General features: G+C 34.7%; 11 protein-coding genes. All 11 read left to right on the top strand.

What is annotated here, in order from left to right; translation table 11 throughout:
- The first annotated feature begins 30 nt into the window (after positions 1 to 30).
- The 11 genes from BC008_RS32445 to BC008_RS32495 all read left to right on the top strand — a co-directional run bounded on the left by BC008_RS32445 (position 31) and on the right by BC008_RS32495 (position 12,321).
- Positions 31 to 840, top strand: a complete 810-nt coding sequence (locus tag BC008_RS32445; RefSeq protein WP_235595970.1) for an ABC transporter permease — start codon at positions 31 to 33, stop codon at positions 838 to 840.
- A gap of 2 nt (positions 841 to 842) precedes the next feature.
- Positions 843 to 2,141, top strand: a complete 1,299-nt coding sequence (locus BC008_RS32450) for an ABC transporter ATP-binding protein (protein WP_027842146.1) — start codon at positions 843 to 845, stop codon at positions 2,139 to 2,141.
- 246 nt (positions 2,142 to 2,387) lie between these two features.
- Positions 2,388 to 3,377: an NAD-dependent epimerase gene (locus BC008_RS32455; protein ID WP_027842145.1), complete on the top strand. Its 990-nt coding sequence runs from the start codon at positions 2,388 to 2,390 to the stop codon at positions 3,375 to 3,377.
- Between the two features lie 111 nt (positions 3,378 to 3,488).
- Positions 3,489 to 5,006, top strand: coding sequence for a lipopolysaccharide biosynthesis protein (locus tag BC008_RS32460; RefSeq protein ID WP_036264975.1), 1,518 nt, complete (start codon positions 3,489 to 3,491; stop codon positions 5,004 to 5,006).
- Between the two features lie 55 nt (positions 5,007 to 5,061).
- Complete coding sequence (locus BC008_RS32465; RefSeq protein ID WP_027842143.1) at positions 5,062 to 5,937, top strand: sulfotransferase family protein; 876 nt, start codon at positions 5,062 to 5,064, stop codon at positions 5,935 to 5,937.
- A 42-nt stretch (positions 5,938 to 5,979) separates the two neighbouring features.
- A complete protein-coding gene (locus BC008_RS32470) occupies positions 5,980 to 6,879 on the top strand; it encodes a glycosyltransferase (RefSeq protein WP_027842142.1) in 900 nt (299 codons plus the stop codon).
- Positions 6,879 to 8,000, top strand: a complete 1,122-nt coding sequence (locus BC008_RS32475; protein ID WP_036264974.1) for a hypothetical protein — start codon at positions 6,879 to 6,881, stop codon at positions 7,998 to 8,000. Before BC008_RS32470 ends, BC008_RS32475 begins: the two co-directional genes overlap by 1 nt.
- Positions 8,001 to 8,121: 121 nt before the next feature.
- Positions 8,122 to 9,000 (top strand): glycosyltransferase, encoded by an 879-nt coding sequence (locus BC008_RS32480; protein WP_027842140.1) that lies wholly within the window; start codon positions 8,122 to 8,124, stop codon positions 8,998 to 9,000.
- Between the two features lie 143 nt (positions 9,001 to 9,143).
- The gene (locus BC008_RS32485) at positions 9,144 to 10,052 is read left to right on the top strand and encodes a glycosyltransferase (protein WP_027842139.1); all 909 of its coding nucleotides are present in this window, start codon (positions 9,144 to 9,146) and stop codon (positions 10,050 to 10,052) included.
- Between the two features lie 137 nt (positions 10,053 to 10,189).
- The gene (locus BC008_RS32490) at positions 10,190 to 11,164 is read left to right on the top strand and encodes a glycosyltransferase family 2 protein (protein WP_027842138.1); all 975 of its coding nucleotides are present in this window, start codon (positions 10,190 to 10,192) and stop codon (positions 11,162 to 11,164) included.
- A 92-nt stretch (positions 11,165 to 11,256) separates the two neighbouring features.
- On the top strand, positions 11,257 to 12,321 hold the full coding sequence (locus tag BC008_RS32495) for a glycosyltransferase (protein ID WP_027842137.1): 1,065 nt from the start codon (positions 11,257 to 11,259) through the stop codon (positions 12,319 to 12,321).
- Positions 12,322 to 12,370: the final 49 nt, after the last annotated feature.

Raw genomic sequence — 12,370 nt, forward strand, 5'->3', positions numbered from 1 at the left:
CTGAGGGTCATTCACCGACCGGAAAGTAGAATGAGAAAACCACTGCAGCTATTCAAAGAAATGTGGCGAGACTTGCTTGCATCGTGGGAACTGGCTTGGCGGCTTATGATTAGGGATATTAGTGCTAAATATCGCCAATCATTTCTGGGACTTTTTTGGGCAATCATTCCTCCAGTCGTGATGGCAGCAAGCTTCACTCTTGCTAAAAGTGCTGGGGTGGTGAATGTAGGCAATACAAGTATTCCTTACCCCGCTTACGTCATGTTCAGCATGACACTGTGGCAAACTTTTGTAGAATCTCTCAATGGACCCGTTCAAGCTGTAGCTGCGGCAAAATCAATGTTAGCTAGGATTAATTTCCCTCGCGAAGCATTGATTATTGCCAAACTCGGGGAAGTATTTTTCAACTTTGGCATTAAGTTAATTCTGATTATTGGTTTATTTATTTGGTTTAAAATACCAATCACCTTAAGTGTAATTGTAGCTCCAGTTGCCCTGATTCATATGGTGTTGCTAGGCACTTTTTTCGGAGTTCTCCTAGCTCCAATCGGTGCGATTTATCAAGACTTTTCAATGGGTTTAACTTTAGCTACTAGCTTTTGGTTGTTTCTTACGCCGGTTGTCTATTCGGTTCCTAGTGAAGGTTTATTTGGTAACATCGTTAAGTTTAATCCTGTAACACCTTTGTTAGTAACAACGCGGGAATTAGCGACAACAGGTACTATGTCAAACCCCCTAGGATTTTGGGTCGCAAGTGTGTTTGCGGTTTTAGGATTACTTGTAGCTTGGATTATCTATCACTTAGCAATTCCCTATGTCGTTGAGAGGATAAATTCATAACTATGGTTAGCATTAATGAGCAAGAAACTTTAGGGTGGTTGAATACTAGTAGTAGCGACAATGCTGAAGTTGTTCTCTCAGTTAATGGCGTTTCCAAAAAGTTTTGTCGAGACTTAAAGCGTTCCCTGTTATATGGCATTCAAGACATTGCTGCTGAGGTACTGGGATTAAGAGAAAAAAGTGATAAATTGCGGGCTAAAGAATTTTGGACTTTAGATAATGTTAGTTTCGAACTGCGTAGAGGAGAAGCACTAGGTTTAGTAGGAAAAAATGGTAGTGGAAAGTCGACACTGCTACGCATTATTGCTGGTTTAATTAAACCAGATACTGGTCTTGTAGAAATAAATGGTAGAGTCGCGCCTTTAATTGCACTTGGTGCTGGATTCAACCCTATTTTAACAGGGCGAGAAAACGTCTATGCAAATATGTCAATTTTAGGTTTGTCAAACAAGGAAATTGATGAACGTTTCGATGAAGTCGTAGAGTTTGCAGAAATTGGGGATGCGATTGATGCGCCGGTATGGAGTTATAGTTCTCGGATGGCTGCAAGGTTGGGTTTTTCAAGTGCGCTTCATACAGAACCAGAAATTTTGTTGATTGATGAAGTGCTAGCCGTAGGAGATATCAAATTTAGATCAAAATGCCATCTCAGATTATATCAACTACGGCAAAAGGGTATTTCTGTCATTTTAGTTAGCCATAATCCTCAAGCGATCCTGGATATCTGTGATTTTTCTGTCTATTTGCGTAAGGGTCAATTAATTACATCAGGTCATACAGATGAGGTTATGAGGATTTACGAGAAAGATATCTTTTCTGGTCGCAAACAACCGGCACAAGGAGCAATAGCTATCCCAGAAAATACCAAAGTTAAAAGTTCAGGAATAGATATCACTTATCTTTGTTTCAGGAATAGTCAATTGGATAAAGTGAAATCTCCTGTAACTGGCGAAAAATGTTTTTTTTGCGTTGGATACCAATCTCGGATCAAAGATGAAAACCTAGGTCTTAGTCTTACAATTCAAGAGGTAACTGGAGAAGGTGAAACGATTTTATCTTTAAGTAGTTTTAACGACCGAGCAGTTCTAAAAGTATTACCCGGAAAATATGAAGTACAAGTCGCTTTACCCAATCTTGGTTTAAGACCCGGTTCATATACTATAAAAATTTTGCTCGGAAAAGATAATCTTAATATGTTTGATTGCGTTAAATCTTTCAGATTTACTGTAGAAGGTAAAGAACTTATGTCTCAGTGTTTATATTATCAAGCAAGAAGTTGGGAAGTTGTGAAACAATTTTAGGAAACTTCAGTTAATAAGTTTAAATTGTTACTATAATGTTTGCTGAAAATATGCGTATTTAGAAGAACTAGCGAAATACAAGATATTTAATTGTTTCGGTAATATTTGTCAATTTTGTCTCAAATAAAGATATATAATTCAAGTTCAAGCTTGAGCTTTTAAATATTTTGTAGATAGTTTTTGTTAGCTAGAATCAACTACAAAATTTATGAATTGAACAAATCCTAAAAATTACTCTAGTAGATTATGGGGAAAATATTAATTACAGGCGCAGCAGGTTTTATTGGTTTTCATTTAAGTCAAAAGTTGCTTGCAAATGGTGAGAGTATCATTGGTGTAGATAACTTAAACAATTATTATGATGTTAGTCTGAAGCAAGCACGTTTGGAGCAACTATTTAATAGTAGTAATTTCCAGTTCTTCGAATTAGATATAGCAAATCGGGATAAGATTGCTGAGTTATTTGCTAATTGTCAACCAAACTTAGTTATCAACCTTGCGGCTCAGGCAGGTGTTCGCCATTCACTGACTCATCCCCATACATACGTTGATAGTAACTTAGTGGGATTCACAAATATTTTGGAAGGATGTCGCCATACAGGGGTAGAACACTTAGTTTATGCCTCTTCTAGTTCTGTTTACGGCGCAAATACCAAAATACCCTTTACTGTGAGCGATCGAGTTGATTGCCCGGTGAGCTTATATGCGGCAACCAAAAGAGCAAATGAATTAATGGCATATACATACAGCCATTTATATGGAATTCCAACAACAGGTCTAAGATTTTTTACGGTCTATGGTCCTTGGGGTAGACCTGACATGGCATATTTCTCATTTACTCGGTCAATTTTAGATGGGAAACCAATTAAAATTTTTAACCATGGCAACATGCGTCGTGACTTTACTTACATTGATGACATTGTAGAAGGAATAATCCTATTAATTAATAAAAAGCCCCAAAATATTTCAACTGAAAATAATAAATATTTGCCCTACAAAATTTATAACATTGGCAATAATCAGCCAGTAAACCTGATTGATTTTATTGAAATTTTAGAAGAGCAAATTGGTATCAAGGCGACAAAAGAATTACTACCTTTACAAGCAGGAGAAGTAGAGGAAACCTATGCCGATATTGATGATTTAATGCGAGATACAGGTTTTAAACCTAATACATCAATTGATGTAGGTTTAAAATATTTTGTCGATTGGTACCGTTCATATTTTTGTGTATAAAAACTGTGATTTACTTGTTGATTTATTATACGATTTGAAAACTTATAATCGATTAATTAATCAATTAATTTAGACTGATTGGTGGGCTAAGGTTGAAATTTAGGTTAGTTGATGAAAAGTATCTCATCTGAGGACAAAAATGATATATATTTTCGCACCGACCATCTCAAAAAAGATCTAAAAGGTCGCTCTGTGCGTGGAGGTGCAATTACAATTGCTGCCCAGGGTAGTAAATTTGTTTTGCGAATGGGTTCAACTGTATTCTTAGCGCGCTTACTTGCGCCTGAAGACTACGGTTTGATTGGTATGGCAACTGTAATTATTGGTTTCGTCAATTTATTTAAAGATTTAGGTCTATCAGCAGCGACAATTCAAAAATCTGAAATTAACCACAAACAGGTTAGCACCTTATTTTGGATCAACCTCGCTATTAGTTGTATTGTTGGTCTATTCGTCGCAGTATCTGCTCCTGCAGTTACCTGGTTTTACAATGAACCACGCTTAACTGAAATTACCTTAGCGCTGGCAAGTAGTTTTGTTTTTAGTGGTCTAACTATACAACATCAAGCCTTATTAACAAGGCAAATGCAATTCACCACACTTGCCAAGATTGATGTTATTTCCATGCTGATTGGTTTAGTGACTGGTGTTATCGCTGCTTGGTATGGATTGAGTTACTGGGCATTAGTTCTGATGCAAATAGCATCGGCAATTACTAATGCTGTTGGGGTTTGGATTGCTTGTGGCTGGCGTCCTGGAGCACCAATTAAAGATTCTGGAGTTGGCTCGATGCTAGCTTTTGGTGGAAATTTAACTGGTTTTCGTGTTTTTAACTATTTTTCACGTAATTTAGACAATGTGTTGATTGGTCGCTACTGGGGCTCCCAAGAATTAGGACTTTACGCTAAAGCTTACCAATTAGTACTTTTACCGATACAGCAAATCAATAATCCAGTTAATAGCGTTGCTCTTCCAGCATTAAGCAGTTTACAGAATGAACCAGAAAAGTACTGCAGATATTATTACAAAGCTGTTTTATTGATCACTACTCTGGGTATGCCAATTGTCGGATTTATGTTTGCTTCTGCTGACAAGGTAATACTCTTGATGTTAGGACAACAATGGCTGGGTGTAGTTCCCCTATTCCAATTTTTGATGCCAGCTGCTTTCATGGGGACATTTAGTGTCGCTAGTGGATGGGTATATCAATCTCTGGGAAGAACTGACCGTCAATTCCGTGTAGGAATTATTACTGCTACTTTAAATTCAATCATTTTCTTAATTAGTGTCCGGTGGGGTGCTATCGGTGTAGCAGCAGCTTATGGTTTGTCCAGACCAATTATCTGGCTACCAATAATAACCTACTGCTATAGGGGAACACCACTTCAAATCATTCAATTATTAAAAACACTATATAGACCAGCTTTTGCCTCGATAGGTTCAGCTATTTTACTTATTGGTATAAACCAGTTATTTCTAAATGGAATTAGTGTTGGGATTGGTCTGCTTGTAGATATTGTGTTATATGGTTTGCTTTATATTGCAACATGGATAATTCTTCCTAATGGCAAAGTTACTTTACTAGAAATTTTAAAAATGCTCAGAGAAATCAAAAAGAAGAAAAGCTAAAACCCTAATTAAATAACAAAATTACATACTGTGAATATATTATTAGATACTAAAAATGCACAATAATCAAATAAAAGAACGAATTTTTTTAATAGGATGTCCGCGTTCCGGTACCACTTTACTACAAAGTTTTTTGGCAGCTCATTCACAAGTCGCTTCTTTCCCAGAGTCTAAATTTTTTCAAAGACTAATTTATCCTGGCTCTATGCGCACCAGGTTAGGAATTGCTTCAAAAAGAGCAAAATCTAACTTAAAACAATTTCTTCATGATATTGATCGTGAAGAAATGCAAAATATTTTCCCTGCCTACACATTATTCATACGCCAATATACAAGAAGTTTTGTAAGACTTTTGGATACATTAACAATACAGGAGGGTAAGAACTGTTGGCTAGAAAAAACTCCCGCCCATATACAGCGCATTGAATACATAGAGAAATTGGTGCCTGATAGTAAATTCATCCACATCATTAGACATGGGCAAGATGTAGTTGCTTCACTGTACGACGTGAGTCATAAATATCCAGAAATATGGCATGGAGCTTGGAATATGGATAAGTGTGTACAACGATGGATAAATGATTTACAAATTAGTAGTCAATATTCTCACAAGCGTAATCATTTATTAATTAGTTACGATTCACTTATAGAAAACCCACAAACAATACTTGAAAAAATTTGTAATTTTATAGATATACCGTTCGAAGAAAGCATGTTAGAAAATCGCACTGCTGCTGCGAAAAAAATAATCCGAAATAGCGAACACTGGAAAGAATCTGTTGGTGGTGTTCTTCAAAAGAAGCAATCTCAAAAATTTAATGAATTATTTGATGAACAACAAAGAAAATATATCATCAATCAATTAAAATCTGTTGAAGTTGATAAAATTTACCAAAAACTAAATTTATCCACCCACGATCAGTTGAGTTAAAAACAAAAATATCAGAAATAAATCACATATCAATTTGGTCTTATGAATGATTGTCGTGTTTTATATGTCTCAGTAATTATCCCAGTTTACAATGACTCCAAACGATTAAATAAATGTTTGCAGTCTCTAGAAAATCAAAGTTATCCTAAGGAATTATATGAAGTCATAGTCGTCGATAATAATTCTTCAGAAAATATTAAATCTGTTACTTCCCAATTCCAACAAGTAAAACTAGGTTTTGAAGCTAACAGAGGTTCATACGCTGCTCGTAACCAAGGAATTGCTCTAGCCAAAGGTGAAGTATTCGCATTTATTGACTCTGATTGTATACCTGTGCCGCAGTGGATTGAAAGCGGTGTTAACACTTTAGAATCGCAATCAGCAGACTTAGTTGGAGGTAACGTAAAATTTACATTTTCACCTCAAAAATCTTTGGCTGAGTTATACGATTCTATAACTAATATGCAAATTAAAAAAAATATAGAAAATAGGAAAGTCAGCAAAACTGCTAACTTATTTGTGAGAAAAGATGTATTTGATTCAGTAGGCTTATTCCCCAGTCATCTCAAATCAGGTGGAGATGTTATTTGGACTAAAAAAGCAACTGACGCAAATTTTAAATTGGTATATTCTCCTAGTGCTGAAGTGTTTCATCCAGCACGAAGACTTATTCCACTCATGAAAAAACAGTATCGTGTAGGCGGAGGACAACCTGATATTTGGCTGGAAGAAGGACAAAGCTTAAAACAGATATTCATTAATTGTCTAAAATCTTTTCGTCCTCCCTCAGCGAGGAAATTTTGGAAGTTAACTTCTCAGACGGATATTGAGGAGATACGGGGTAAGTTTATGTCAATGCTATTAATTGCTTGGTTGTGTGAAACAACAACTAATTTAGGACGACTAAATAATATTTTAAAAAGAACAATTACATCAAAATAATGAAACTATACGAGATTATTTTACAAAGTGCCAATTCTGCTTTACCACTTCTAGATCCAGAAACAGGTAGTATGCCCTCAGGACATAATGGTCCTTATTACGATCCAGAAACTCCTGTAAGAAATACTTCTCATTGGCTCATAACATTTTTGAAAGCCTATTCAATTTCTAAGGAACAAAAATTTAGAAATGCTGCTTACAAAATAGTGAAGTATTTGTGTAGTGAAGAAGTTCGTCCGATGAAAGCGGCTTTTTGGCATCGCAAGAATCAGAAAAAAGATTTATGCAACGGTTTAATTGGTCAAGCTTGGACGATTGAAGCTTTAGTAATTGCAGCAGCTGAACTAGAAATGCCAGAATTAATAGCTTTGGCTGAAGAAGTATTTCTACTGCATCCTTTCCATGAAAATAATGCTTTATGGGAACGAGTTAGTGTAGATGGAACTTACTTAGGATATGACGTTACTTTCAACCATCAATTATGGTTTGCAGCTGCTGGAAGCTTATTAGCACGTCATACAAAAGGTGAAGTTGAGTCACAAGTATGCTATTTTATGGAACACTTAGATAAACACTTAGAAGTTCATACTTCGGGTTTAATTAAACATCTAATTAGTATGAAGCTATTTATTAAAAGGAATATATTTAACTTACGAATTAAGTTGAGTCGTGAAAAGTTGAAAATATTAACTAACTTGATGCAGATGTCAGAAATTGCCAAGCACCGCAAATATATGACTCAAAAGGAAATTGGCTATCATAGTTTCAATCTTTATGCATTTGCCTTAATAAAAAAACAATACCCCAACAATTCTTTTTGGAATAACAATAAAATAAAAAAAGCTTTAGCTTATGCACAGTCGGAAGGATATTGGAATGGGATTAAAGATAGTAAGTATGGTTATCCATATAATCCCCCAGGATTCGAGACAGCTTTTGCCTTAGATATATTTTATCCAGATCGAATTTCGCAACAAGAAAAGTGGCTTGCAGAACAATTTCGTCGAAGTTATGATTTTGAGCAAAATATGATGAATATCAATACTGAAGATACTACAACATATGCAGCCCGAATTTACGAGGCAACCCGCTTATCTAATCTAGAAGTTAATTTATCTTAACTTTGTTCTAAATTTTTGTACCGTGTTTATTACATCCCAGTATTATCGAAATAAAGTTAAATACAAAAGTTGCTTCTCTGAAAAAAATTGATTATCAATTATTAAATGATAAATCATTCCTATGAATCAAAAATTTCCTTTTGTCTCTATAATTATTCCAGTATACAATGACTCGAAACGACTTACTAATTGCTTAGAGAAATTAGAATTCCAAACATATCCTAAGGATTTATATGAAGTAATTGTAGTTGATAATAATTCTGAAGAAGATATAAAAAAGATAGTAAATCAATTCAAGCAAGCTCAGATTACTCATGAGAGTCGTCAGGGTTCTTATGCTGCAAGAAATCAAGGCATTTCTGTAGCCAAAGGTAATATTTTTGGTTTTACAGATTCAGACTGTATCCCTAATACTGATTGGATAGAAAAAGGAGTAGAAAAGCTTCTGCAAATACCTAATTGTGGATTAGTTGCTGGAGAAGTACAAATTTTCTTCAAAAATCCCGAACAACCCACGGTTTTTGAAATTTATGACCGGATGAATTTCCTACGACAAAAATACTATATTGATAATTATAAATTTGGAGCTACAGCTAATATTTTTACATTCAAAAATATTTTTGAGGTAGTAGGTTTATTCAATCATGAACTGAAATCAGGAGGTGATAGTGAATGGGGAAAAAGAGTATTTTCAGCAGGATATACACAAGTGTATGCAGATAATGTACTGGTTACACATCCTGCAAGATATAGTTGGGAAGATATAAGCAAAAAAGCACTTAGAATTACTGAAGGATTGTACAGACAAGGAAAAGAGCGCCAGTCCTTAGCAAATTTTATCTTAGAAATACTTCGCGATTTAAAATCGCCATTTAAAGAGATAAATCAAGTATTTCATAATCAATATTCTTCGGAATTTATACAAAAGATTAAACTCATGATTTTAGTTATATCTATTAAACATATTAGAGCAAGAAAGAAAGTAAGACTATATTTATAATCAAATGTCAAATTTATAATTATGATTAATTGAGCTTTTTTTAATAGAAAAATAAATTTTAATCATCTTAATGAGTAGTTGGTGAAGATGGATTTATTAACTTATGATTATTGTTTCAGTTAAATCTAGAGGATAATTAGCAAATGCATGAAATTTCGTATCCTTTTGTATCCATAGTAATTCCAGTCTATAATGACTCCGAGCGTCTAAAGCTTTGTCTGCAAGTATTAGAAAATCAAACTTATTTAAAGAATTTATATGAAATAATTGTCGTAGATAATGCCTCAGAAGAAGACATTAAGAGTATAGTTAGTCAATTTAGTCAAGCAAAGTACACTTACGAAAGCCAAGCTGGCTCTTATGCTGCTCGCAACAAAGGAATTTCCATTGCTCAAGGTAAGATTATAGCCTTTACTGATTCTGACTGTATTCCCGCTTCAGATTGGATTGAAAAAGGTGTTGCTACCCTGCAAAGTGTTCCTGACTGTGGATTAGTTGCTGGTAGGATAGACCTGTTCTTTCAAAATCCCCAGCGACCAACAGCAGTAGAGCTTTATGAAAGTATTGCAATGGGCTTTCCCCAGAAAGAAAGTTTGGAAACAGACCATTTTGGGGTCACAGCAAATTTATTTACATTCAAACATGTAGTAAATAAGGTAGGTAATTTTAACTCTAATCTTAAGTCTGGTGGTGATGTGGAGTGGGGACAAAGGGTTTTTGCAGCTGGTTACGAGCAAATTTATGCGGATGATGCTTGTATTGCACATCCTGCAAGGTACTCATTTTCCCAACTTTACAGGCGAATTGCACGCATTGTTGGCGGTCGTCACGATCGCATGATGAGTAAAGATGTCTCTTCTGTCGAAATAGTGATTGATTTATTAGAGACTTTTAAACCACCATTCAGAAGTTTCTATAGAATTTGGACAAATGAAAATTTACATACTTTTAAACAAAAAATTCAGTTTAATTTAGTTATGTTTTTTGTTCGATATGCAACAATTTCAGAAAAGTTACGCCTGTATTTAGGAGGTAATTCTAAAAGAGCTTAAATGAAATAAAATTAATTGAATTGGATTGAATTAATTATATCTGGCAACAAAATCATATCTGGATATAAAACAAAAATAAAATTTATTGTGCAAGCTTAATATAACTATTAACTTTGGATCTTTATTCAAATTAAAATATGGGAACACTTGATGTAAATCAACCTTTAGTTAGTATTTTAATTACGAACTATAACTATGCAGACTTTTTAGGTCAAGCAATAGATAGTGCATTGGGTCAAACTTATAAAAATACTGAAATTGTCGTAGTAGATGATGGTTCTACAGATAATTCTCGGGAAGTAATTGAAGATTATGGGAATAAAATTATTCCAGTTTTTAAGGATAATGGAGGGCAGACTTCTGCATTAAATGCTGCTTTCTCTGTCAGTCAAGGTGAGATTATTTTTCTACTAGATGCTGATGATATATTTTTGCCAAATAAAGTAACTGAGGTAGTTGATTTATTTATGTGTAATCCCAGTATTGACTGGGTTTTTAATGAATCTGCTCCCATTTCATCCGAAGATTTATGTAATACAGATTTAGAAGCAGTATTCCAAAAAATTTCTCACACTTCTTCTGAAGTATTACCAAGTAAAATTGATTTTAGGGTTAATATTCTCAATGCGGAACTACCTAATTTTACGCCATCTACATCTAATCTCTGTTTTACTAGAAGAATTTTAAAAAAAATATTTCCGTTACCTGAAGTTGAAGAATATTCGGGTATCGCAATTACAGATTTATATATCAAGTATTTAGCAGTAGGCTTGGGTATAGGTTATGCATCCACAAAAAATTTAGGTATTTTTAGACTACATAATAATAATATCTACTCAACTGAGGGAGTAGTGAAAAAAAGAAAACTTTTCGCGGAAATACATATACTGAGTGCTTATTATATGAGACTCAAATTTCCTACGTTTTCTAAACTCAGTAAGAAATTATTTTCTAAGGGGTTAGCAACTTATTTAAAACTTAAAAGTAATGAAAGTCATTACGAATATACTATCAAACAATACATGTGTAACACTTATTTAATCGAAAAATTTGAAATTGCTTGTAAAACTCTGTACTACTGGATAAGGTTAATATCTGTAGATTTAGTTTAATTGAAATAAAAATCAAAACTAGAATTTAGTTTACTATTTTCTGGTTGGTTTTTTTGTGCGCACGATCGATGCTTCTGGATAGGTCAAATTCAATGAATAATCAGGCGAATCAACTAGTTAGTATTATCATTAATAACTATAATTACGAGCGCTTTATTTCAGATGCAATTGACAGCGCTTTATCTCAAACTTATCAGAACATTGAAGTCATTGTTGTTGACGACTGCTCCACTGATAACTCCCGTGAAATTGTTGCTGGTTATGGTGACAAAGTAATTCCCATATTTCATCAAGAAAATGGCAAGCAAGCTGCTGCTTTTAACAGTGGATTTGCTAGGAGTAAAGGTGATATAATTATCTTCTTAGACTCGGACGATTATTTGTTCCCAAACGCAGTTGAAAGAATTATCACAGTTTGGAAGCCAGACTTAGCCAAGGTACATTACCGCTTGCAAGTAGTGGATACCTTTAAGAAACCTTTAGGTTATTCTTATCCTCAAGGTACTAAACCCCTAGCTAGTGGGGAAGTTTGGCGAGCTTTATTAGAGGTTGGTGGTTATCCAGGGACACCGACTACTGGTAACGCTATTAATCGCAAAGCTTTAGCAGAAGTTTTTCCAATTTCCGATGAATATAAGCTTACTGCTGATGATTATTTATCAACTTTAATTCCTTTTTATGGGGAAGTAGTCGCTATTGAAGAACCCCTTGCAGCTTATCGGATTCATACTAGTAATCAGTGGGCTTTAAATACTGTGAGTGGCGATCGCTTTCATCGATTTGTACGCCACGATTTGCAAAATTACCAGCTTTTGGTGCACAAAGCTAAGGAACTCGGTTACGAAGTTCCGCGAGACTTGGAAGAACGTTCCTTGGGACGCTTGTGGTCCCGGATGGCTTCTTTAAGATTGGGTCCTCAAACTCATCCAGTTCCCTCAGATAGTCCAATTTCTTTGGTATATAAGGGAATTCGTTCGCTATGGAAATATTCGGAATTCAATTTAAAAAAACGATTGATTTATACTTTGTGGTTTATCTGGGTGGGATTGTTACCTCTTCCCCTAGCAAAACTAGCAATTAGTTGGTTTTATGCTCCGCATTTTCGTCCTAAATTCATTAAATGGACCTTGACTAGAGTGCGAGCAATTGTGAGCTAATTGAATAACAGTTTCTCGGTAAGAAGTACACCCTACTGCATCTAATTCC

It is taken from the genome of Mastigocoleus testarum BC008 (assembly GCF_001456025.1).
Classification (GTDB): Bacteria; Cyanobacteriota; Cyanobacteriia; order Cyanobacteriales; family Nostocaceae; genus Mastigocoleus; species Mastigocoleus testarum.

Coding starts and splice junctions, on each gene's coding strand:
- BC008_RS32445 (WP_235595970.1), top strand. CDS start 31: ATGAGAAAACCACTGCAGCTATTCAAAGAAATGTGGCGAGACTTGCTT.
- BC008_RS32450 (WP_027842146.1), top strand. CDS start 843: ATGGTTAGCATTAATGAGCAAGAAACTTTAGGGTGGTTGAATACTAGT.
- BC008_RS32455 (WP_027842145.1), top strand. CDS start 2,388: ATGGGGAAAATATTAATTACAGGCGCAGCAGGTTTTATTGGTTTTCAT.
- BC008_RS32460 (WP_036264975.1), top strand. CDS start 3,489: ATGAAAAGTATCTCATCTGAGGACAAAAATGATATATATTTTCGCACC.
- BC008_RS32465 (WP_027842143.1), top strand. CDS start 5,062: ATGCACAATAATCAAATAAAAGAACGAATTTTTTTAATAGGATGTCCG.
- BC008_RS32470 (WP_027842142.1), top strand. CDS start 5,980: ATGAATGATTGTCGTGTTTTATATGTCTCAGTAATTATCCCAGTTTAC.
- BC008_RS32475 (WP_036264974.1), top strand. CDS start 6,879: ATGAAACTATACGAGATTATTTTACAAAGTGCCAATTCTGCTTTACCA.
- BC008_RS32480 (WP_027842140.1), top strand. CDS start 8,122: ATGAATCAAAAATTTCCTTTTGTCTCTATAATTATTCCAGTATACAAT.
- BC008_RS32485 (WP_027842139.1), top strand. CDS start 9,144: ATGCATGAAATTTCGTATCCTTTTGTATCCATAGTAATTCCAGTCTAT.
- BC008_RS32490 (WP_027842138.1), top strand. CDS start 10,190: ATGGGAACACTTGATGTAAATCAACCTTTAGTTAGTATTTTAATTACG.
- BC008_RS32495 (WP_027842137.1), top strand. CDS start 11,257: ATGAATAATCAGGCGAATCAACTAGTTAGTATTATCATTAATAACTAT.